This is a genomic window from Aquipseudomonas ullengensis, from assembly GCF_014174475.1.
GTDB classification, from domain to species: domain Bacteria; phylum Pseudomonadota; class Gammaproteobacteria; order Pseudomonadales; family Pseudomonadaceae; genus Aquipseudomonas; species Aquipseudomonas ullengensis.
This window is the reverse complement of sequence record NZ_JACJUD010000004.1, coordinates 512,286-533,500: the sequence shown is the minus strand read 5'-3', so window position 1 is coordinate 533,500 and position 21,215 is coordinate 512,286. Positions and strand designations below refer to the sequence as shown.

At 64.8% G+C, this 21,215-nt stretch carries 22 protein-coding genes, 4 tRNA genes and 2 riboswitches; of the genes, 14 read left to right on the top strand and 12 right to left on the bottom strand.

Annotation, left to right across the window (positions count from 1 at the left end):
• Nucleotides 1–36: 36 nt before the first annotated feature.
• Nucleotides 37–1,428 (top strand): siroheme synthase CysG, encoded by a 1,392-nt coding sequence (cysG, locus tag H3H51_RS14855; RefSeq protein ID WP_183089824.1) that lies wholly within the window; start codon nucleotides 37–39, stop codon nucleotides 1,426–1,428.
• Here cysG and H3H51_RS14850 read toward each other — a convergent pair.
• The 6 genes from H3H51_RS14850 to H3H51_RS14825 all read right to left on the bottom strand — a co-directional run bounded on the left by H3H51_RS14850 (nucleotide 1,413) and on the right by H3H51_RS14825 (nucleotide 4,572).
• Nucleotides 1,413–2,399, bottom strand: coding sequence for a glycosyl transferase family protein (locus H3H51_RS14850; protein WP_183089823.1), 987 nt, complete (start codon nucleotides 2,397–2,399; stop codon nucleotides 1,413–1,415). The two genes, cysG and H3H51_RS14850, sit on opposite strands and share 16 nt — an antisense overlap.
• A gap of 11 nt (nucleotides 2,400–2,410) precedes the next feature.
• Nucleotides 2,411–2,746: a TusE/DsrC/DsvC family sulfur relay protein gene (locus H3H51_RS14845; protein ID WP_183089822.1), complete on the bottom strand. Its 336-nt coding sequence runs from the start codon at nucleotides 2,744–2,746 to the stop codon at nucleotides 2,411–2,413.
• On the bottom strand, nucleotides 2,743–3,042 hold the full coding sequence (tusB, locus tag H3H51_RS14840; protein WP_183089821.1) for a sulfurtransferase complex subunit TusB: 300 nt from the start codon (nucleotides 3,040–3,042) through the stop codon (nucleotides 2,743–2,745). Before tusB ends, H3H51_RS14845 begins: the two co-directional genes overlap by 4 nt.
• A complete protein-coding gene (gene tusC / locus H3H51_RS14835; RefSeq protein ID WP_183089820.1) occupies nucleotides 3,042–3,401 on the bottom strand; it encodes a sulfurtransferase complex subunit TusC in 360 nt (119 codons plus the stop codon). Before tusC ends, tusB begins: the two co-directional genes overlap by 1 nt.
• The gene (tusD, locus tag H3H51_RS14830; RefSeq protein ID WP_183089819.1) at nucleotides 3,401–3,793 is read right to left on the bottom strand and encodes a sulfurtransferase complex subunit TusD; all 393 of its coding nucleotides are present in this window, start codon (nucleotides 3,791–3,793) and stop codon (nucleotides 3,401–3,403) included. The genes tusC and tusD overlap by 1 nt, the downstream gene beginning before the upstream one ends.
• 110 nt (nucleotides 3,794–3,903) lie before the next feature.
• Complete coding sequence (locus tag H3H51_RS14825; protein WP_183089818.1) at nucleotides 3,904–4,572, bottom strand: Bax inhibitor-1/YccA family protein; 669 nt, start codon at nucleotides 4,570–4,572, stop codon at nucleotides 3,904–3,906.
• Nucleotides 4,573–4,703: 131 nt separating this feature from the next.
• Between H3H51_RS14825 and H3H51_RS14820 the strand changes: the two genes are divergently transcribed.
• The 8 genes from H3H51_RS14820 (at nucleotide 4,704) to H3H51_RS14785 (ending at nucleotide 9,102) form a co-directional block, all read left to right on the top strand.
• Nucleotides 4,704–4,793 (top strand) — tRNA-Ser (locus H3H51_RS14820).
• Nucleotides 4,794–4,944: 151 nt separating this feature from the next.
• The gene (gene gacA, locus H3H51_RS14815) at nucleotides 4,945–5,589 is read left to right on the top strand and encodes a response regulator transcription factor GacA (RefSeq protein WP_183089817.1); all 645 of its coding nucleotides are present in this window, start codon (nucleotides 4,945–4,947) and stop codon (nucleotides 5,587–5,589) included.
• 1 nt (nucleotide 5,590) lies between these two features.
• Complete coding sequence (gene uvrC / locus H3H51_RS14810; protein ID WP_183089816.1) at nucleotides 5,591–7,414, top strand: excinuclease ABC subunit UvrC; 1,824 nt, start codon at nucleotides 5,591–5,593, stop codon at nucleotides 7,412–7,414.
• A 33-nt stretch (nucleotides 7,415–7,447) separates the two neighbouring features.
• On the top strand, nucleotides 7,448–8,008 hold the full coding sequence (gene pgsA, locus H3H51_RS14805; protein WP_183089815.1) for a CDP-diacylglycerol--glycerol-3-phosphate 3-phosphatidyltransferase: 561 nt from the start codon (nucleotides 7,448–7,450) through the stop codon (nucleotides 8,006–8,008).
• Between the two features lie 66 nt (nucleotides 8,009–8,074).
• Nucleotides 8,075–8,150 (top strand) — tRNA-Gly (locus H3H51_RS14800).
• A 43-nt stretch (nucleotides 8,151–8,193) separates the two neighbouring features.
• Nucleotides 8,194–8,267 (top strand) — tRNA-Cys (locus H3H51_RS14795).
• A 126-nt stretch (nucleotides 8,268–8,393) separates the two neighbouring features.
• Nucleotides 8,394–8,480 (top strand) — tRNA-Leu (locus tag H3H51_RS14790).
• Nucleotides 8,481–8,784: 304 nt separating this feature from the next.
• Complete coding sequence (locus H3H51_RS14785; RefSeq protein WP_183089814.1) at nucleotides 8,785–9,102, top strand: hypothetical protein; 318 nt, start codon at nucleotides 8,785–8,787, stop codon at nucleotides 9,100–9,102.
• Here H3H51_RS14785 and cobM read toward each other — a convergent pair.
• The 4 genes from cobM to H3H51_RS14765 all read right to left on the bottom strand — a co-directional run bounded on the left by cobM (nucleotide 9,062) and on the right by H3H51_RS14765 (nucleotide 11,272).
• Entirely contained in the window at nucleotides 9,062–9,838 is a 777-nt protein-coding gene (gene cobM / locus H3H51_RS14780) for a precorrin-4 C(11)-methyltransferase (protein WP_183089813.1), read from the bottom strand. The two genes, H3H51_RS14785 and cobM, sit on opposite strands and share 41 nt — an antisense overlap.
• On the bottom strand, nucleotides 9,835–10,281 hold the full coding sequence (locus H3H51_RS14775; protein ID WP_328803668.1) for a cobalamin biosynthesis protein: 447 nt from the start codon (nucleotides 10,279–10,281) through the stop codon (nucleotides 9,835–9,837). The genes cobM and H3H51_RS14775 overlap by 4 nt, the downstream gene beginning before the upstream one ends.
• An 81-nt stretch (nucleotides 10,282–10,362) precedes the next feature.
• Nucleotides 10,363–11,076, bottom strand: a complete 714-nt coding sequence (locus tag H3H51_RS14770; protein WP_183089812.1) for a CbtA family protein — start codon at nucleotides 11,074–11,076, stop codon at nucleotides 10,363–10,365.
• A 10-nt stretch (nucleotides 11,077–11,086) separates the two neighbouring features.
• On the bottom strand, nucleotides 11,087–11,272 hold the full coding sequence (locus H3H51_RS14765; RefSeq protein WP_183089811.1) for a CbtB domain-containing protein: 186 nt from the start codon (nucleotides 11,270–11,272) through the stop codon (nucleotides 11,087–11,089).
• 109 nt (nucleotides 11,273–11,381) lie between these two features.
• Nucleotides 11,382–11,607: riboswitch (cobalamin riboswitch) on the bottom strand.
• Nucleotides 11,608–11,696: 89 nt separating this feature from the next.
• Nucleotides 11,697–11,904, top strand: a riboswitch (cobalamin riboswitch).
• Between the two features lie 116 nt (nucleotides 11,905–12,020).
• On the opposite strand from H3H51_RS14765, the gene cobW reads away from it, so the two are divergent.
• The 5 genes from cobW (at nucleotide 12,021) to cobF (ending at nucleotide 19,506) form a co-directional block, all read left to right on the top strand.
• Nucleotides 12,021–13,070 (top strand): cobalamin biosynthesis protein CobW, encoded by a 1,050-nt coding sequence (gene cobW, locus H3H51_RS14760; RefSeq protein ID WP_183089810.1) that lies wholly within the window; start codon nucleotides 12,021–12,023, stop codon nucleotides 13,068–13,070.
• 149 nt (nucleotides 13,071–13,219) lie between these two features.
• Nucleotides 13,220–16,954, top strand: coding sequence for a cobaltochelatase subunit CobN (cobN, locus tag H3H51_RS14755; protein ID WP_183089809.1), 3,735 nt, complete (start codon nucleotides 13,220–13,222; stop codon nucleotides 16,952–16,954).
• 100 nt (nucleotides 16,955–17,054) lie between these two features.
• Nucleotides 17,055–18,050, top strand: a complete 996-nt coding sequence (locus H3H51_RS14750; RefSeq protein ID WP_183089808.1) for an ATP-binding protein — start codon at nucleotides 17,055–17,057, stop codon at nucleotides 18,048–18,050.
• Between the two features lie 20 nt (nucleotides 18,051–18,070).
• A complete protein-coding gene (locus tag H3H51_RS14745) occupies nucleotides 18,071–18,742 on the top strand; it encodes a vWA domain-containing protein (RefSeq protein WP_220791008.1) in 672 nt (223 codons plus the stop codon).
• Entirely contained in the window at nucleotides 18,739–19,506 is a 768-nt protein-coding gene (gene cobF, locus H3H51_RS14740; protein WP_183089806.1) for a precorrin-6A synthase (deacetylating), read from the top strand. The genes H3H51_RS14745 and cobF overlap by 4 nt, the downstream gene beginning before the upstream one ends.
• A 52-nt stretch (nucleotides 19,507–19,558) precedes the next feature.
• Here the strand turns inward: cobF and H3H51_RS14735 are convergent, their stop codons facing one another.
• Both H3H51_RS14735 and H3H51_RS14730 read right to left on the bottom strand, forming a co-directional pair.
• Nucleotides 19,559–20,380 carry a class I SAM-dependent methyltransferase gene (locus tag H3H51_RS14735; RefSeq protein ID WP_183089805.1) on the bottom strand — a complete coding sequence of 274 codons (822 nt, stop codon included), beginning with the start codon at nucleotides 20,378–20,380 and terminating at the stop codon, nucleotides 19,559–19,561.
• Between the two features lie 79 nt (nucleotides 20,381–20,459).
• Nucleotides 20,460–21,194, bottom strand: a complete 735-nt coding sequence (locus tag H3H51_RS14730; protein WP_183089804.1) for a (2Fe-2S) ferredoxin domain-containing protein — start codon at nucleotides 21,192–21,194, stop codon at nucleotides 20,460–20,462.
• Nucleotides 21,195–21,215: the final 21 nt, after the last annotated feature.

Here is a 21,215-nt window from a genome sequence, read left to right as displayed (position 1 = left end):
GCCCCGTTTTGTTTTTCCTGATCGAGAGCGTGCGTCATGGATTTTCTCCCTCTGTTCCACAAACTGCAGGATCGTCCGGTGCTGGTCGTCGGCGGCGGCGAGATCGCGCTGCGCAAGGCGCGCCTGCTGGCCGATGCCGGGGCGACCCTGCGTGTGGTGGCGGATGAGGTGTGTGCCGAGCTGCGTGAGCTGGTGGGCGAGGGCGGTGAGCTGCTGCTGCGTGACTACCAGACAGACGACCTGCTGGGCGTGGGCCTGGTGATTGTTGCCTGTGACGACGAGCCGTTGCGCGAGCAGGTTTCGGCCCAGGCCCAGGCGCGCGGCGTGCCGGTCAATGTGGTGGATGCGCCCAAGCTGTGCAGCGTTATCTTCCCGGCCATCGTCGATCGCTCGCCGTTGATCGTCGCGGTCACCAGCGGCGGTGATGCGCCGGTACTGGCGCGCCTGATTCGCGCCAAGATCGAGACCTGGATTCCCGCCACCTACGGCCAGCTGGCCGGCCTGGCGAAGAAGTTTCGTGCCCAGGTGCGCGGGCTGTTCCCTGATGTGCAGCAGCGCCGGGTGTTCTGGGAAGACGTATTCCAGGGGCAGATCGCCGAGAGTGTGTTCGCCGGCAAGTTGGGCGAGGGCGAGCGCCTGCTCGAGGCGAAGATCGCCGGCAGCGCACCGCGTGCGCTGGGTGAGGTCTATCTGGTCGGCGCGGGTCCGGGCGATCCGGATCTGCTGACCTTCCGCGCCCTGCGCCTGATGCAGCAGGCCGATGTGGTGCTCTACGACCGTCTGGTGGCGCCGGCCATCATCGAGCTGTGCCGCCGCGATGCCGAGCGCATCTATGTCGGCAAGCAGCGCGCCGACCATGCGCTGCCGCAAGAGCAGATCAACCAGCGCCTGGTCGAGCTGGCCAAGTCCGGCAAGCGCGTGCTGCGCCTGAAGGGTGGCGATCCGTTCATCTTCGGTCGTGGCGGCGAGGAAATCGAGGAACTGGCGGCCCACGGCATCCCGTTCCAGGTAGTGCCGGGCATTACCGCAGCGTCCGGTTGCGCGGCCTACGCGGGGATTCCGCTGACTCACCGCGATCATGCGCAGTCGGTGCGCTTTGTCACCGGGCATCTCAAGGATGGCAGTTGCGACCTGCCGTGGCAGGAACTCAGCGCCCCGGGCCAGACCCTGGTGTTCTATATGGGCCTGGTCGGCTTGCCGATGATTTGCCAGCAACTGATCCAGCACGGCCGCGCGGCAAGTACGCCGGCCGCGTTGGTGCAGCAGGGCACCACGCGCAGTCAGCGCGTGTTCACCGGCACCCTGGCCGACTTGCCGCAACTGGTAGCCGAGCACGAAGTGCATGCGCCGACCTTGGTGATAGTCGGCGAAGTGGTGCAGCTGCGTGAAAAACTGGCCTGGTTCGAAGGCGCTCAGTCGGCCGACTGAGCGCGCGCGTTCCAGATCGTTTCGGCACGTGCCAAGGCGCTTTCGCGCGGTTCGCCTAGGGCGCGCAGGCCCAGGGCGATGGTGCTGAGCACGGCCAAACGGCCGTAAGCGTCCTCGACTTCACCCTTCCAGAAGGCCAGTAGGTGCGTCGGGTCGAGCTGTTCCGGCTTGACGTGGCGCAGGGCGGACAGCGCCGGCCATTCCTCGTCCCAGTTCTCGCCATTGGCGGTGCCGTACAAGTGGCACTGGCCGTCCGGGTTGACCTCGATCTCGCCGCCTTCGCCCTTGACCACTATGGCTGTGTCACCGAGTAGCTGGCTGGCCTCGCGGTGCACGGCCTGGTAGCCGGGGTGGAAGATGCTCTGCATCACGCAGCGCGCGCCGAGCGGGTTGAGGATGCGCGCCAGCGAGTGGATCGGCGAGCGCAGACCGAGGGTGTTGCGCAGGTCGATCATCCGCTGCAGTTGCGGCGCCCAGGCACCCAGCGGGGTGAAGGCCAAGTGCTGCTGATCGAGGGCGCTGGCGACTTCCGCCCAGGAATGGCACAGCGGAATCTCCAGAACTTCCAGCAACTGCTCGCTGAACAGGCGCCCCGCAGTGTGCGCGCCGCCACCATGCAGGTGGATGCGCAGGCCACTGGCCGCCAGGGCCTTGATCGCCAGGAGGAACCAGGGCAGGTGGCGCTTCTTGCCGGCGTAGCTGGGCCAGTCCAGGTCCACCGCAATCGGCGGGGCCTGCAGGCGCTCGCGCAGGGCTTCGGTGAAGCCTGCAAGCTCTTCGGCGCTTTCTTCCTTGTGGCGCAGGAGCATGAGGAAGGCGCCCAGTTGGGTGTCCTCGACCTTGCCGTCGAGCAGCAGGCCCATGGCTTCGCGGGCCTCCTCGCGGCTCATGCTGCGCGCGCCGCGCTTGCCCTTGCCAAGAATGCGCACGAACTGGGCGAACGGGTGTTCCGGGGGAGCTACAAGGTTCATGGGCGCGATTTTCACAGGCAGTTGGTGGGTTTCGGCAAGCCGGCGAGCTTGGCGGCTAGCTTGGCGGGCGTGCCTTTGAACAGGCGGTTCAGGTGCAGGCTGTTGCCCTTTTCCGGGCCGAGCTTGAGGGCGACGTACTTGATCAGGGGGCGGGTGGCTGGCGATAGCTGGAATTCGGCATAGAAGGCGCGCAGCAGTTCGAGGACTTCCCAGTGCTCGGCAGACAGTTGCAGTTCTTCCAGCGTGGCCAGCGCCTCGGCGGTGGCCGGCGACCAGTCGGCTAGCTCTTGCAGGTAGCCGTCCTTGTCCAGGGCGATGGGGTGGCCGTCGACGATCAGGTTGCTCATAGCCAGCTGTTTACCTTGGCGTAGCGGGTGCACAGTTCGACAAAGCCGGGGTAGTCGACGACCTGAGTACGTTCTGGTGCCGCCAGGGTGCGCGCCTGCATGTCTTCTTCGAGGGCATACAGGGCGATGCTTGCCGGCATCAGTTGCAGGGCCTGCAACTGGTTGGTGTCGGGTTGCAAGGCATAGACCGCATCACCGCTGAGCAGCAGGCCATCCTGCGGGCCAAGCAGGCGCAGGCAGCTGGCGAAACGGCTGTCGCTGAAGGGCGAGTGGGAAAGCACGTGCAGGGTGGCCATTAGATCGTGATCACTTGGTCGTAACGGTCGATAAGAAGGGTCAGTTCTGTGTCGTCAAGGCTTTCCACGGGCAGCGCCAGGGGCTGCTCCGCCAGGCCGCGTTCGCTCAGGCTGCGACTGGCGACGTAAAGGGCTTCGACGCCGAACATCGGCAGGGCCTGCAGGTTGGCGGTCAGGTCCTTCTGTTGCAGCGCGCCCGGTTGCTGGTCGGGCAGCAGCTGGAACACGCCGTCGTCGAGAAACAGCAGACCCAGCGGCAAGTCGAAGGCGCCGCCAGCCAGGGCGATGTCCAGGGCCTCGCGGGCGCTGGGGCCGGCCCAGGGTGCCTGGCGACTGATGATCAGCAGGGATTTGCTCATCAGTGCCCCCCGAAGCAGATCAGGCGATCGGCCAACTGGCTGGCTTCATGCAATTGCCCCAGCCCGGAAAGCTCCCAGGGTGCGCCAAGGTTGGCAGCCGGCCTTTGATAGCGTTGTGCTTCTTCCTCATTCAACACGCCACGGCGCAGGGCTGCAGCGATACAGACGATGGCGTCCAGGTTCTCGGCCGCAACGAAGGCCCGCCATTCGGCGGGCAGGTCCAACTCGTCCTGGGCGCTGACCACGTTGCTGGCGGCGCTGTGCACGCCATCCTGGTAGAAGAACAGGCGGACGATTTCGTGACCGCCGGCGAGTGCCGCCTGGGCAAAGCGCAGGGCGCGGCGCGAGGAGGGCGCGTGGGCAGGGCTGAACAGGGCGATGGCGAACTTCATGGCGCATCCGAACGGGAAACTCTGCGGCCATGATAAAGGCAGAACGCCGCAGATGCTTCTTGCAGGCATGAAAAAGCCCGCCGAGGCGGGCTTTTCAACGCATCTGAAGATCAGTCGTCGCTGCCCATGATGCCGAAGAGTTGCAGCAGGCTGATGAACAGGTTGTAGATCGACACATACAGGCTGATGGTCGCCATCAGGTAGTTGCGCTCACCACCGTGGATGATCGCGCTGGTCTGGAACAGGATGCTGGCCGAGGCGAACAGCACGAAACCGGCGCTGATTGCCAGCTGCAGGCCGCTGATCTCGACGAAGACGCTAACCAGCATGGCGGCAACCAGGACGAAGAAACCGGCTGTGATGAAGCCAGCCAGGAAACTCATGTCCTTGCGGGTAGTCAGCACATAGGCAGACAAGCCGAAGAAGACGAAGGCGGTCATGGCGAACGCCGAACTGATGACTTCAGCGCCGTTGGCCATGCCCAGGTAGCGGTTGAGGATCGGGCCCAGGGTGTAACCCATGAAGCCGGTCAGGGCGAAGGTCGACAGCAGACCCCAGCCCGAATTGCGCAGCTTCACCGTCAGGAAGAACAGGCCGTAGAAACCAACCAGCGTGATCAGGAAGCCAGGATGCGGCAGGTGCAGTTGCTGGGAAACAAATGCCACCAGGCCGCTGAAGGCCAGGGTCAGGGCCAGCAGGCCGTAGGTGTTGCGCAGTACTTTGCTGACTTCCTGCTGCTCAACCTGCGTCTGGGCGAGGGCGTAATCTTGTTCGTGCATGGCACCACTCCTGTAATGGCAAAAGGGTTCCGTGACCCTACTTGTCCCGATCATAACAGAGCATCGGAGAGTGCCAATGGTGAGAGTTTGACAGTGTGTTACGTTCGGGTAGTATGGCGGCCCGCGAATGCGGAGGTGTGGCTGAGTGGTTTAAAGCAACGGTCTTGAAAACCGTCGAAGGGGAGACTCTTCCGTGAGTTCGAATCTCACCGCCTCCGCCACATTCGTCCTTGTTTCACATTGCCAAGTGCAGTTTTCTGGCGTTTGCTTTTTGACGAATTTGCGTCAAGCTAAGTTCGTGAAGGCCTTCACAGTCCGGCTGTATGCCCAGAAGACCGCCCTGAGCGGCATGACGATGTGGCGAGGTTTCGCTTGATTAAGGTGCTGGTGGTCGACGACCACGATCTGGTTCGAACGGGCATAACCCGCATGCTGGCCGACATCGACGGTCTGCAGGTGATCGGGCAAGCGGATTCCGGTGAGGAAGCGCTGAAAAAAGTCCGTGAGCTCAAGCCTGACGTCGTTCTCATGGACGTCAAGATGCCGGGCATCGGTGGCCTCGAGGCCACGCGCAAACTCCTTCGCAGTTACCCCGACCTTAAAGTCATCGCCGTTACCGCGTGCGAGGACGACCTGTTTCCAACGCGTCTGCTGCAAGCCGGTGCTGCGGGCTACCTGACCAAGGGCGCGGCGCTGGAAGAGATGGTGCAGGCGATTCGCATGGCCTTCGCCGGGCAGCGCTACATCAGTTCGCAGATTGCTCAGCAGCTGGCATTGAAATCCTTCCAGCCAAACGGCAGCGGTTCGCCATTCGATCTGCTCTCCGAGCGGGAAATCCAGATTGCCCTGATGATCGCCAACTGCCAGAAGGTGCAGACCATCTCCGACAAGCTCTGCCTGTCGCCGAAGACGGTCAACACCTACCGCTATCGCATCTACGAGAAGCTTTCGATCACCAGTGACGTGGAGCTGGCCCTGTTGGCCGTGCGCCATGGCATGGTGGATGCCATTAGCTGAGATGTCCGCACCGTTCGATTCAAGTGCCTTCCTGGCCACCTGCAGCGGTCGTCCGGGTGTTTACCGGATGTTCGATGGCGAAGCCAAGCTGCTCTACGTTGGCAAAGCTTCCAACCTGAAAAAGCGCCTCGCCAGCTACTTTCGCAAGACTGGCCTGGCGCCGAAGACGGCCGCCCTGGTCGCGCGTATTGCGCAGGTCGAAACCACCATCACCGGTAACGAGACCGAGGCGCTGCTGCTCGAGCAGACGCTGATCAAGCAGTGGCGTCCGCCCTACAACATCCTGTTGCGTGACGACAAATCCTATCCCTACGTGCTGCTTTCCGATGGTGACTTCCCGCGCCTGGGCATTCACCGTGGGGCGAAGAAGGAGAAGGGCCGCTATTTCGGGCCTTATCCAAGCGCGGGGGCGATCCGCGAAAGCCTCAACCTGCTACAGAAGACCTTTCTGGTCCGTCAGTGCGAGGACAGCTATTTCAAGAATCGCACCCGGCCATGCCTGCAGTACCAGATCAAGCGCTGCAAGGGGCCGTGCGTAGGCCTGGTTGAGCCGCAAGAGTATGCGGAGGACGTGCGTCGCTCGGTGATGTTCCTCGATGGGCGCAGCAGCGCCCTGACCGATGAGCTGTCTGCAGCCATGGAAAAGGCGGCGATGAACCTGGAATTCGAGCGCGCGGCCGAGTTGCGTGACCAGATCGGCCTGCTGCGGCGGGTACAGGATCAGCAGAGCATGGAGGGTGGCACGGGGGATGTCGACGTGGTCGCGGCCATCGTTAATCCGGGCGGGGCCAGCGTGCACCTGATCAGTGTGCGCGGTGGGCGCGTACTGGGCAGCAAGACCTTCTTCCCGCAAGTGGGCATCGAAGAGGAGGGCGGCGCGGTACTGGCGGCCTTCCTGGCCCAGTACTACCTCTCCAGCCATGAGCGCGACCTGCCCGGCGAGCTGATCGTCAATGTGCAGCACGAAGATTTCCCGACACTGGTTGCAGCCATTGCCGAGCTGCGCGGGCGCGAGCTGGCCATCAGTCATCGTGTGCGCGGTACGCGGGCGCGTTGGCAGCAACTGGCGGTGACCAATGCCGAGCAGGCGCTGGGCGCGCGCCTGGCCAACCGTCAGCATGTGGCTGCGCGCTTCGAGGCGTTGGCCGAAGCGCTCGATCTGGATGAAGCACCGCAGCGGCTGGAGTGCTACGACATCAGTCACTCCAGCGGCGAGGCAACGGTTGCCTCCTGCGTGGTCTTCGGGCCGGAAGGGCCGCTCAAGTCCGACTACCGTCGCTACAACATCGAAGGGGTAACTGCTGGGGATGACTATGCGGCGATGCACCAGGCCCTGACGCGGCGCTTCAGCAAGCTGAAGGACGGTGAGGGCAAGTTGCCTGACATCCTCCTGGTTGATGGCGGCAAGGGACAGATGGCGATGGCGCGTGACGTGCTGCAGGAGCTGGCCGTGCCTGAGTTGATCCTGCTCGGCGTAGCCAAGGGCGTGACACGCAAGCCGGGTATGGAAGTGCTCTATCTCAATGATCCCGATCATGAGTTCACCCTGCCGGCCGACTCGCCGGCGCTGCATCTGATCCAGCAGATCCGCGATGAAGCCCACCGTTTCGCCATCACCGGGCACCGCGCTCGTCGCGGCAAGGCGCGACGCACTTCCAGTCTGGAAGAGGTTGCCGGCATCGGGCCCAAGCGGCGGCGCGAGCTGCTCAAGCACTTTGGGGGGCTGCAGGAGCTCAATCGCGCCAGCATCGACGAAATCGCCAAGGCGCCGGGGATCAGTAAAAAGCTCGCCGAGTCGATTTATGCGGCCCTGCACAGCGAGTAGAATGCCGGCTCACCTTGCTGGTCAGTAGTCCTGATGAACATCCCAAATCTGCTCACCGTTCTGCGCGTTGCCCTGATCCCGGTCTTCATCCTGTTTTTCTATCTCCCTTTTTCCTGGAGCTACCTGGCCGCCAGCGGGGTATTTGCCCTGGCCGCGATAACCGACTGGTTCGACGGCTACCTGGCGCGTCGTTGGGAACAGAGCACGCCATTCGGCGCCTTTCTCGATCCGGTGGCAGACAAACTGATGGTGGCCGTGGCCTTGGTGGTGCTGGTCGAGGAACACGCCACGCTCTGGCTGACCTTGCCGGCGGCCATCATCATTGGTCGTGAAATCGTCGTTTCGGCGTTGCGCGAGTGGATGGCGGAGCTGGGCGCGCGAGCGCATGTCGCAGTGTCCAATCTGGGCAAGTGGAAAACCGCTGCGCAGATGGTTGCCCTGGTGATTCTCCTGGGTAACCCGCCGCAGATGACCCTGTGGGTTGGGCTGGGTTATGTGCTGCTGATTATTGCGGCGGGCCTGACGCTATGGTCGATGATCCAGTACTTGCTGGCTGCCTGGCCGCATCTCAGCAGCAGCGCGGAAAAGAAATAAAGTTTTATTGAATCAAGGGGTTGACGCGGCGCTGTGAAGATATAGAATGGCGCCCGTCACCAAGACGCGGGAATAGCTCAGTTGGTAGAGCACGACCTTGCCAAGGTCGGGGTCGCGAGTTCGAGTCTCGTTTCCCGCTCCAATTTGTTGACGTTGACGCCGCTTCTTGCGGCGTCTTCGTTTGAGGCCGATTAGCAGAGTGGTTATGCAGCGGATTGCAAATCCGCGTACATCGGTTCGATTCCGGTATCGGCCTCCAGTATAGAAAAGCCCCGTAGATCGCTGATCTACGGGGCTTTTTCTTTGTGGCAGGCTATAGGCGAGCAGCCTTGTCGGAGCGGCTGGGGCTGTATATAGTCCGGCCCTGGCTTTTTTCAGCGCTACTGCCCGAATGGCGAAATCGGTAGACGCAGGAGACTTAAAATCTCTCGGCCTTACGGTCATCCCGGTTCGAGTCCGGGTTCGGGCACCATCTGATTGTTCTAGCTGTCCCCATGGGCTATGAATTCCATACAAGCACGGCACGTGTGGCCGGTTTACTGTTTCTGCTGCCTGGCGCGTATTTAATTTTTGTCTTTCACACAATTTTCACAAGCGCCGGCAGATGATCGAGACAAGCTAAAGGACTAGCTCCCCATTAGAAGAGGCCCGCTCATTGCGGGCTTTTTCTTGCCTGCGATTTGGTCGTGGTGCGTCGAGGGCTGGTTTCAGTCTTCGACCCGCGTCGGTAAAGTGCGAGCCGCCCGGTTAGAGGGTGATCAGCGGATGAGCGTGCGATGTCGCAACGGGTCGAGGTGTTTCTTGAGTGCTGCGCCCAGGTGCTGGGTGGGGACGAGACTTTCGTCGCCCGGCTCAGGGAGCGCGGGTTTGCCTGTGATGCGGGTGGCTGGTGTTTCACCTTGCCGGCGCTGCATGCGCTGCTGATGCAGCGGCTGGACGCTGCCGCTCAGGTGTCGTACGCGCGGTTCTGTCAGGAACTGTTCGCCAGCGAGATCAACCTGCACCTGCGAGCGCAGGGTGCGGAAATCGTGATTGCCGAGAATCACGGCAAGATCAGTCAGAGTCTTTATTGCCTGCGTCGCCTGCCGGTCTGAACAGGTGTCGCGTGGTTTCGTTGTAGAGCGCTGAGTCGGCGAAGTCTTCGGCGCCGAGCACACGGCCGACGATGATCAGCGCGGTGCGCCGGAAGCCCTTGGCGCGTACGTTCTCTTCGATGTCGGCCAGCGTGCCGCTGACCCAGTCCTGGTCCGGCCAGCTGGCGCGATGCACCACGGCGATCGGGCAATCGGCGCCGTAGTGCGGCAGCAACTCTTCGACAATCCGCCCCAGATGATTCACGCCCAAGTGAATGGCCATGGTGGCGCCGTGACGGGCGAGGTCGTGCAGTTGTTCGCCGGCGGGCATTTCCGATTTGCTGGCGAAGCGGGTGAGGATCACCGTTTGCGACACCTGTGGCAGGGTCAGTTCGCTCTCTAGCAGGGCCGCGCAGGCCGCCGTGGCGGTAACGCCGGGAATGATCTCGAAGGGAATGCCGTGGGCGCGCAGATGACGAATCTGCTCGCCGATGGCGCCATACAGGGACGGATCGCCAGAGTGCACGCGGGCGACATCCTGGCCGCGCGCATGGGCACTCTTGATCAGCTCGACTATCGCTTGCAGGTGCAGTTCGGCGGTGTTGACCACCTGTTCGGCGCTATGTCCGGCCAGTACCGCTTCGGGTACCAGAGAGCCGGCATACAGGATCACCGGGCAACTGCGGATCAAACGCTGGCCCTTGACCGTGATCAGCTCCGGGTCGCCGGGTCCGGCGCCAATGAAATAGACCGTCATGCTCGCTCCTGTTTATCGATGAAGTCGTCCGCTATGGCCATGACGCCGGCCAGGGCGAAGGTGGCCTGGGCGCTGCTGTGTCGGCTGATCAGCAAGCTGGCTGTTGCGCCAGTGAGGGCCTCTACCTGGGCCAGTGCGCAGGCCTCGGCGACGCTGGCGCTGCCGGTGCTGTGCAAGGCTGCAACGCTGAGCTGTGTCACTCGTTCGGCGAATGGACTCAACTGGTCAGGGCTGAAAAGCGTCAGTGGCAGGTCGAGATGTTGCGCCAGGGCGAGCAGGCCCGGCTCGTCGCGTTTCTGCTCGATGCTGGCCAGGCCGCTCAGGTCTGCCGGTTGCAGGCCGTGGACGCGCAGGGTCTGTGCCAGCAGGTCATACAGGTCGGCTTCCGGGCAACCACGGCGACAGCCCAGTCCGGCGATATACAGCAGGTTGTGTTTGATCACGAGCAATGGCCTGGATGGAGACGAAAAACCCGCTGGCGGCAGGGCCGGCAGCGGGTTCGCGGGCGACTACCAAAGGCGCGCTTATGCGGCGTTGGCGCCGGCGAAGCGGCGATACAGCCACGCGCTGAGGACGCCCAGGGCGGTCCAGAACAACACGTTGGTGATCAGCGAGGCCCAGATGAACTGATGTTCCATAGCTTCCGGCGCCAGGCTCGAATGAACCTCCGGCTGCGGCGCGCCGATCACATGGGGGATGGCCAGCAATGCCGCGCCGAGCACCTTCACTGCCCAGTGGCGGGCGAAGGCGATCAGCGCCAGGCCGACTGCCGTGGCGGTGGCGGTACCGATCCACCAGTACTGGCGCAGCGCCAGGTCGGCTGCGGCCGTGCCAGGCAATTCCGGCGGCAGGCCGAGCGACGGCGCCAGGCTGAACGTAGCGAAGCCGGCCAGGCCCCAGAGCAGGCCGTCACGGGTGCGGCCCGGCGTGCGCAAGGTGTACAGGCCAGCCAGCATCAGGGCGAAGCCGACGGCGATCACCAGGTTGCTGCCCGTGGTGGCCAGCACACGTTGCCAGCCATCTTCCGGCGCCCAGGCTTCGGCGCTGTGTTCGTGAGTGTGGGCGGCGGTGCCAGCTTCATGGCTGTGCTCGGCAACCTGCTCGGTGGCGGGTTCGGCGTTCTCGTAGGTTTCACCCTGGAGAATCAGCGGGGAGACCCAGAAGCTTTGCAGCAGGGTCAGCAGCAGGGCTGCCAGCAGGCCGCTGAAACCGGCCGTCTGCGCGATACGCTTGATCATGGCTGGGCTCTCAGTGGCAGGGGAAGGCGGCGCTGTGACGGGTATCGTGCGCGGCGTTGTGTACCGCTTCGATGTGCGAAAAGCCGGCGAAGTACACCAGCAGGGCGCCGAGCAGGCCGGCACCGATGGCCAGGGCCAGGCGGTGTGAGAGCGAGGCGCTGGCCTCGGCAGAATGTGTAAGGGTGCTACTGGACATGACCGTTCCCTCTGAACTGGAAATGAAGACGTAGCAGAAGGGAACGCACGAAGAGCCTGGCGCGAGCGCACGCAGGCTTCCGGTTTGCGCCCGCCCACCGCGGGTTTGCCAAACTGTATGGATTCAGGCCGGTCTCCGGGCTTGCGACGACTGCTGAGTGCAGTGCTATGGGTCTGACCTTCCCATGCCGAGGCACAGTGGATACCGATCCCATCGTTCGCTTACCGTTGCGGGGGCAGCGTCGGACTAGCCAGCTCTGAGCGAGACAGGGCGCACCGACTTCCCGTTTCACCTTGCGCACGACGGCGCAAGACACCTGAAACAGCTTTTCTAGAACATCACGAACCCTTGGCGGGCGTCAACTTCGGCGATATTCGGCAGGCGCCGGCCGTGTTGTGCGAATTGACCCTGCGCCATGCACTGCGTAGCCTTGCCGCTTCGAGGTTCTCTGCGCCGCCAGGCGCCAGAGCTAAGAGGGAATGCGGTTCAACGCCGCAGCTGCCCCCGCAACTGTAAACGACTCGATCTCTTCCATTGCCACTGCGCTAAGCGGGAAGGCGAAGAGAGGGCCGCCCTGATCAGGGATGGGCCACGTCGTGAGCCAGGAGACCTGCCTTCGAACTGCATGATGACAACCGGGCGGGGTGATCCGGTGGCGCACGGCTGACGCGAGCCCGATGGCTGCGCAGCACGCGTCGCACCTGCCTGCCGATCCGATTTAGCTTCGAACCGCACAGGGCAGCGACAGATGAACAGCTTGGCCAAACTTCCCGTCACCATCGTTACCGGCTTTCTCGGTGCCGGCAAAACCACCTTGCTGCGCCATATGCTCAGCCACGCCCAGGGCCGGCGTATCGCGGTGATCGTCAACGAGTTCGGCGAGCTCGGCATCGACGGCGAAATCCTCAAGCAATGCTCCATCGGCTGTTCGGCAGAAGAGGCCAACGGCCGGGTCTACGAACTGGCCAACGGCTGCCTGTGCTGCACCGTGCAGGAAGAGTTCTTCCCGGTGATGCGCGAGCTGCTGGCGCGGCGTGGCGACCTCGATCACATCCTCATCGAAACCTCCGGCCTGGCCTTGCCCAAGCCGCTGGTGCAAGCCTTCAACTGGCCGGAAATCCGCAATGCCTGCACCGTCGACGCGGTGATTACCGTGGTCGACAGCCCGGCCGTGGCCGCCGGCACCTTCGCTGCCTTTCCGGATCAGGTCGATCAGCAGCGCAAGCTCGACCCCAACCTGGACCACGAGTCGCCGCTGCATGAACTGTTCGCTGACCAACTGGCCAGCGCCGACCTGGTCATCCTCAACAAGGCCGATCTGCTGGATGCCGAGACCCTGGCCGCCGTGCGCGCCGAGGTGACCGAGCAGCTGCCGCCGGCGGTGAAAGTCATCGAAGCCCACGGCGGCGAGCTGCCGCTGGACGTGCTGCTGGGGCTCAACTGCGAGACCGAACTGCACATCGACGCGCGCCGCACCCATCACGACGATGAGGACGAGGATCACGACCACGATGAGTTCGACTCCTTCTCCGTCGACCTGCCGGAGGTTGACGAAGCTCGCCTGCTGCAAGCGCTCAAGGGCGCAGTGGCCACGTACGGCATCCTGCGTATCAAGGGCTTCGCCGCCATCCCCGGCAAACCCATGCGCCTGCTGTTGCAGGGCGTTGGCCAGCGTTTCGACAAGCATTTCGATCGTGCCTGGGGCGCGGATGAGGCTCGTATCACACGCTTGGTGGTGATTGGCCAGGCGCTGGATCAGGCGGCCATCGAGGCAGAGCTGCAGGCGGCGCTGGCGTGACATTCCATTTCCCTCACCCCAGCCCTCTCCCGGAGGGAGAGGGGGCAGGGGCGGCGCGCGGTCTAAGGCCCCGCACTGCTTTTCTCCCCTCGCCCTTTGGGAGAGGGGCTGGGGGTAAGGGCGCGTCGATCAGCAGGGAGCCCTGACCCATGCACTTGCTGCGCACCCAGCCCGGCGTCGCACTGCCGGCCGACAGCATCGCCGACCTCGGCCAGACCCCGGCCGAGCTGGTGATCCTGTGCACTGGCGATTCGCACCTGTCGCTGCTGGCCGAGGTGGCGCGCAGCCTGCCCGAGGATTTCCCCAGCCTGCGCCTGGCCAGCCCGGCGCAGCTGCCCAACCATGCTTCGGTGGATTTCTACGTCGAGCAGGTGCTGCGCCACGCCAAGGTCATCCTGATTTCCGTGCATGGCGGCGTCAGCTACTGGCGCTACGGCATCGAGCGTCTGGTCGAGCTGGCCGGGCAGGGGACGCGGCTGATCCTGGTGCCCGGTGACGACAGTCCAGATCCCGAACTGACCGGCCTGGGCAACGCGTCGGCGGACGACAGTCAGCGCTTGTGGCAATACCTGCGCCAGGGTGGCGCAGACAACGCGCGCCAGCTGCTGCAGTGCATCGCCAGCCAGTGGCTGGGTCGCGATTACCCTTGGCAGGAGCCGCAAGCGCTGCCGCGTACGCTGGTCTACCACCCGCAACGCGGATACGCGACGCTCGATGACTGGCGCGCCGAGTGGCAGGCCGGGCAGCCGGTGGCGGCGCTTCTGTTCTATCGCACCCACGTGCAGGCGGCGAACACCGCCTTCGTCGATACCTTCTGCCAGCGTTTGCAGGCCCAGGGCCTCAACCCGCTGCCAATCGCCGTTGCCAGTCTCAAGGAAGCGGCGTGCCTGGAGCAGGTCGAAGCCTGGCTGGACGAGGCGGGCGCCAGCGTGATCCTCAATACCACCGGCTTTGCCCAGTCCAACCCGGAAGCGCCGCAGGAGCGGCCGTTTCGCCGTGATATCCCGGTGTTGCAGGCGCTGTGTGCGCTGGATAGCGAGGAGCAATGGCAGGCCAGCGCCCAGGGTCTTGGCCCGCGCGACTTGGCCATGCATATCGCCTTGCCGGAACTGGATGGCCGGCTGATCACCAGGCCGATCAGCTTCAAGGGCCTGGCCTGGCGCAGCGAACGCAGCCAGAGCGATGTGGTCTGCTACCGCGCGCATCTGCCGGGCATGGATTTCGTCAGTGAGCTGGCGCGGCGTTGGTGCGAGTTGCAGCGCACGCCGGCGATGGACAAACGCATCGCCCTGGTGCTGGCCAACTACCCGACCCGCGACGGCCGTATTGGCAACGGCGTCGGCCTGGATACGCCAGCGGCGGCGCTGAATATTCTCTGGGCCTTGCAGCAACAGGGCTATCCGGTCGAAGGCCTGCCGGACACGGGCACCGCACTGATCCACCAGTTGCTCGGTGGGGTGACCAACGATCTGGACAACCTCGACCTGCGCCCTTGCGCGCAGAGCCTGGCGGTGGACGACTACCAGCGTTGCTTCGCCGCGTTGCCCGAGGCTAATCAACAAGCGGTGCTGCAGCGCTGGGGCGCGCCGGAAAACGATCCGATGTTCCGCAGCGGCCGCCTGATGATCGCAGGCCTGCGCTTCGGCCTGACCTTTGTCGGCATCCAGCCGGCCCGTGGCTATCAGGTCGATGCGGCGGCGGTCTATCACGACCCCGACCTGGTGCCACCCCATGGCTATCTGGCGTTCTATTTCTGGATGCGCCAGGTGTTCGCCGCCAACGCGGTGATCCATGTCGGCAAGCACGGCAACCTGGAGTGGCTGCCGGGCAAGAGCGTCGGTCTGTCCGAAAGCTGCTGGCCGACGGCGATCCTCGGCCCGCTGCCGAATATCTACCCGTTCATCGTCAACGACCCGGGCGAGGGCGCCCAGGCCAAGCGGCGCACCCAGGCGGTGATCATTGACCACCTGATGCCGCCGCTGACCCGCGCCGAGAGCTACGGCCCGCTGCGCGACCTGGAGCGCCTGGCCGACGAATACTACGACGCCAGCCAGCTCGACCTGCGCCGCGCCGCCGAGCTGCGTGGCGAGATCCTGCTCAAGGTGCGCGAGGCCAGCCTGGACCGCGAGCTGGGCCTGCAGCTCAACGACGACCCGGCCAGCTGGCTGCCGCAGCTCGATGCCTACCTGTGCGACCTCAAGGAGTCGCAGATCCGCGATGGCCTGCATGTGTTTGGCGAGTCGCCAGCCGGCCCGTTGCGCCGCGACACCCTGCTGGCGCTGCTGCGTATTCCGCGGGGTGACGGCCAGGCCGGCAATGCCAGTCTGTTGCGCGCTCTGGCCCGTGATCTTGAGCTGGGTTTCGATCCGCTCGATTGCGATATGGCTGCACCCTGGAGCGGGCCACGGCCAGATGTGCTGCAGCGCCTGAGCGACGAGTCCTGGCGCAGCTGCGGCGATACCCGTGAGCGGCTGGAACTGCTTGGCTTGAGCCTGATCGACGAGACGCACTGCGAACCCGTTGGCCTGGCCAGCGACGCCGTGCTGCATAGCCTGCGCGGGCAGATCGCGCCGCTGCTGGATGCCTGCGGCCCGGCGGAAATGCACGGCCTGCTGGCCGCCCTTGACGGCCGCTTCGTGCCCGCCGGCCCCAGTGGTGCGCCGAGTCGCGGGCGTCTGGATGTGCTGCCGACCGGGCGCAACTTCTTCTCCGTGGATGTGCGCAACCTGCCCACGCCCACGGCCTGGCGCCTTGGCGTGCAGGCCACCGAGCGCCTGCTCGAACGCCACCTGCAGGACGAGGGCGACCATCTGCGCCAGCTCGGCCTGTCGGTGTGGGGCACCGCGACCATGCGCACCGGCGGCGATGACATCGCCCAGGCCCTGGCGCTGATGGGCGTGCGCCCGGTGTGGCAGGCCGGCAGCCAGCGCGTCGAGCGTTTCGAGGTACTGCCGCTGGAGCAGCTCGGCCGCCCACGGGTCGACGTGACCCTGCGGGTGTCCGGCTTCTTCCGCGATGCCTTCGCCAACCTGATTCGCCTGTTCGATGACGCCGTGCAGGCCGTGGCCGAGCTGGATGAACCGGCGGAGATGAACCCGCTATCGGCGCGGGTCTGGCAGGAGGCGCTGGCGCTGCAGGACAACGGCCTGGATGAGCAGGATGCCCGGCGCCAGGCTGGCTGGCGCATCTTCGGCGCCAAGCCCGGGGCCTACGGTGCTGGGGTGCAGAACGCCATCGAGGAGCGCCTGTGGCAGAGCCGCGCGGACCTGGCCGAGGTCTACCTCAACTGGGGCGGCTACGCCTACGGCAAGGGCGCCGAGGGCACACCGGCGCGCGCGCAGTTCGCCGAGCGCCTGGAGCAGCTGCAGGCGGTGCTGCACAACCAGGACAACCGCGAGCACGACATCCTCGATTCCAACGACTACTACCAGTTCCAGGGCGGCATGCTGGCGGCGGTAGAAACCCTGCGCGGCGCCAAGGTGGCCAGCTACCACGGCGACAACAGCCAACCGGACACCCCGCGCATCCGCACCCTCAAGCAGGAGCTGGCCCGCGTGGTGCGCGCCCGCGCGGCCAATCCCAAGTGGATCGAGGGCATGAAGCGCCACGGCTACAAGGGCGCCTTCGAGCTGGCCGCGACCATCGACTACCTGTTCGCCTTCGACGCCACCAGCGAACTGGTCGACGACCATCAATACGCGCTGCTCACCGATGCCTACCTGCTGGATACGGGCACCCGTGACTTTATCCAGCAGCACAATCCCGGCGCCTTGCAGGATATCCTCGAGCGCTTGCTGGAAGCCCAGCAGCGCGGGCTTTGGGAAAATCCTGGCGAGTACCGTGCGGCGCTGGAAAATCTGCTGCTGGACAGCGAAGAGTCATGAGAACCGTAGGGTGGATGGCGCCTTATCCATCCACCGAAACATCGCCATGGTGGACGAGAAAAGCGTCGTCCACCCTACGCAACCCGAATGGAAAGCAGCCATGACCGATCACCACTTCCCCCTCGCCGCCGTTGTCGGTGCCGATGCGCTCAAGCTGGCGCTGTGCCTGGTGGCGGTCGATCCGGCCATCGGTGGGGTGCTGATCGAAGGGCCGCGCGGCATGGCCAAGTCGACCCTGGCCCGCGGCCTGGCCGAGCTGCTGCCCAGTGGGCACTTCGTCACGCTGCCGCTGGGCGCCAGCGAGGAGCGCATTGTTGGCACCCTCGACCTGGATGCCGCGCTGGGTGAGGGGCGCGCGCAGTTTTCTCCGGGTCTGCTGAGCAAGGCCGATGGCGGCGTGCTGTATGTCGATGAGGTCAACCTGTTACCGGATCACCTGGTTGACCTGCTGCTGGATGCCGCCGCCAGCGGGGTCAACCATATCGAGCGTGACGGTATTTCCCACCGCCACAGCGCGCGCTTTGTGCTGATCGGCACCATGAACGGCGAGGAGGGCGAGCTGCGCCCGCAACTGCTCGATCGCTTCGGCCTTAACCTGGCTCTGGATGGCCAGCCACAGCCGGCGCAACGGGCTGAGATCATGCGGCGGCGTTTGGCCTTCGACAGCGATCCACAAACTTTCCTGCACACCTGGGACAGCGCCCAAAACGAGCTGCGTAGTCGCTGCCTGAGCGCCCGCGAGTGCCTGGCGGCGATTCCCCTGGACGATGCAGCGCTGGAAGCCATCGCCCAACGCTGTTTCGCCGCCGGGGTCGATGGTCTGCGTGCCGATCTGGTCTGGCTGCGTGCGGCCCGTGCCCATGCCGCCTGGCGCTCTGCCGAGCGTATCGACGACAGCGATATCGACGTGGTGGCCGACTTCGTCCTGCGCCATCGCCGCCGACACATGCCGCCAGCTCAGGCCCCGCAACAGCCGCAGAGCCCCTCTGCCGCCAGTGAACAGGCCTCGGGCGAAGGCCAGTGGGGCGAGCTGCCGGCCCAGCCCCAGGCCATGGGCGAGCGGCGCGAACCGCCGCGCTGGGCAAAAAAGCCCTGAGCATCCGCCCGCGTCAGCCCTTGGGTGCGGATGCCAGACCGAAACCGGGCAGCCTGAAAGGCGGGCGCAGTGGCGCCAGCCGCAGCGGGCTGCTGGGCGCCATCGACTGGCCGGCAACGCTGCTCAAGGGCCGCCCGCGCAGCCGTCAGGACCTGGTGCGCCGCCCGCGTAGCGCACAGCCCAGCGAACTCTGGCTGGTGATAGTCGATGCTTCGGCCTCTACCCGCCGGGGTGGCGCCCTGAGCCAGGCCAAGGGCCTGCTGGCCGAAGTGTTCGACCAGGCCTACCGCCAGCGCGCACGCCTGGCCTTGCTGCACGCCACCGGCCCGCAACCGCGCTGGTTATGGCACGGGCAGAAAACCAGCGGTGCCCTGCGTGACTGGCTCGACCAGCTCGGTGCGGGCGGCGGCACCCCACTGATCGACGCTCTGCAGCAAGCCGCACTGTGGCAGGCCCGGCGCCAGCGCCTGCAACCGGGCGAGCAGCAGCGCCTGTTGATTCTCACCGACGGCCGCCTGCGTGACTGGCCCGTTCTGCCAGCCAGCCAGTGCCCGGCGCTGTTGGTTGATATCGAGCGCACCCCGGTGCGCCTGGGCCGCGCACAGCTGCTGGCCGCGCAACTGGGCGCCGACTACCGCCATATCGACTCATTGGCGCCCAGCGCCACGTCTCCTACCTGGAACAGACCATGAAAGAACTGCTGCTGATCGGCATCGGCGCCGGCGACCCCGACTACATCACCATGCAGGCGCTCAAGGCGCTGCGCCGCGCCGACGTGATCTTCCTGCTGGACAAGGGCGCGGCCAAGCACAAGCTCAATGCGCTGCGCCGGGAAATCTGCGCCCGTTACCTCGAGGGGCATACACCACGTTTCGCCGAAGGCATGCAGCCGGAGCGTGAGCGCGAAGCCGCCGACTACCGCGCCAGCGTCGATGAGCTGAACCGCGATAAGCAGGCGGTGTTCGAGCAGCTGATCGATGAGCAGATGGCCGACGGCGAAGTCGCGGCCTTCATGGTCTGGGGCGATCCCTCGTTGTACGACAGCAGCATCCGCATCATCGAAGCCATCGCCAACGCCCGCAGCGATCTGAGCTACGACGTGCTCCCCGGCATCACCAGCCTGCAGGCCCTTACCGCACGCCACCGGGTACCGCTCAACAGCATCGGTCGCGCCGTGGAAATCACCACCGGCCGCCTGCTGGCTGAAGGCTGGCCACAGGGCGTGGACAGCGTCGCGGTAATGCTCGATGCCAAGGACACCTACCGTGGTTTTGTCGGCCAGGACCTGCACATCTACTGGGGCGCCTACGTCGGCACCGCCGACGAAATCCTCATCGCCGGTCCACTGGACGACGTGGCCGAGCGCATCGCCGTAACCCGCCTAGAAGCGCGCGAGCGCAATGGCTGGATCATGGATAGCTACCTGCTGCGCAAGAGCGGGACAGTGCGCAACTGAGATACCTGCTGGACAAGCAAAGCGTTGTCCACCGTTGGTTGGAACCATCAGGTCAGCGTTTGACGGCCTGTAGCGTGTAGCTCAGGGGGAGACGCCACGGGTCGGTTCGCAGGCGCCACTCTCCATCTTCGCCAAGAACCATCTGGCCCGGCAGGGCCTCCCAGGGGATGCAGTCATGTTCCTCGATGGCGACGAGGTTCAGGCCGTGGCGCAGAAGGGCGGAAATGACTTCGCCAAGCCCGTGATTCCACTCATGGGTGACGGTGGCGGTAAGCGCTGTATCGGTCGCTACGTAGGTGCTGTCGTCGTCCCATACCATGGGTTCCGGTCGCTCGAAGTACGGACGATTGATCGTTAAGGCGTCCTGGCAGTCCTCATCGAGGGCCAGGAGCATCGGATGCCCGTCACGCAGGAAGAGGCGGCCGCCTGGCTTGAGCAGGGCCGCCACATTGCGCGCCCACTTGTCGATGTTGGGCAACCAGTTGAGGGCGCCGACACCGGTATAGACCAGGTCGAAAGAAGCTTCGCCCAATGCCTGTGCGGCGTCGTAAACGGATGCTTCGACGTAGGTGATGGCTGCACCGCAGTGGCTTGCCAGGCTTCGTGCTTGATCCAGCGAGGCGGAGGAAAAGTCCAGGCCGGTCATGACTGCACCCAGGCGGGCAAGGGACAGGGTATCGGTGCCGATATGGCATTGCAGGTGTACGGTGCGTAGGCCGGTGATGTCCCCGAGGCGGGGCTGGTCGAAGCGCACCACGGCAGACAAGTGATCGGCAGAGGCAATGAACTTCGCCGCTTCATAGTCCGGTGAGGCGGCATGAAGGGGCGCACGCTCGTCCCAGTTGGCCTTGTTCAGCGCGAGGTATTCATCCATGACGTATTCCTTTGTTCGCTCGGGTTTTCCTGCGTCGGCGTAGGTTACGGCGTTGGCGCTGTTTATCCCATTTGCAGAATCAATCGCGGCGCATGATCAGTTCTGGCACTTCGCGGCCTTCGACGAACTGTTCCTGCACCAGACGCTGCACATCCGCTTCATCGCGGATCTGGTACCAGATGCCGGCCGGGTAGAGGCTCAGGGTCGGGCCTTGGTCGCAGGGGAACTGGCACTGGGTGCGGGTGATGTGCACGCCGCCTTCGCATTCCAGTTTGCCGGCCGTCTTGAGCTGTTCGCGCAGGGATTTCCACAGGGGCAGGGCGCCGCGGCGGGTGCAGCGGGGGCCGTTGCACAGCAGCACACGATGCTGGTGCGTGGGGATGCACGACCAGGCATGGGCGCTCGGCAGCGGCGCCACGTGCTGGCAATCCAGGTGCAACTCGCGGCGCTCGATCAGCGCGCAGGCGGTTTCTGCCGGGCTCAGGCCGGGCAGGCTGGCGCTGCTGTTGACGAAGACCTGGGCACTGGCGGCGAAGGGTGCGGCCAGTTGTTGCAACTCGCTGCGCAACCAATCGATGGACTGGCTGCTCGACTGCGGGTCGAGGTCGACCAGTAGCAGCGGCAGTTCACCGGCTTCCAGGCTGCTGCTGACGCGTTGCCAGAGCGGGGCGAAGCTGGCGTCGGTGCCCACCACATCGGCCAGCGCAGCAGGGCCGCGCAGTTCCTTCAGCTGGCGCTGGAACAGTTCGGCGAACGAGCCGTGCAGCAGGTCCGGGCCGACGAACAGGATGCGGGCGTAGGCGGTGGTGGTCATGGCAGTCCCGGTCAGCAAAAA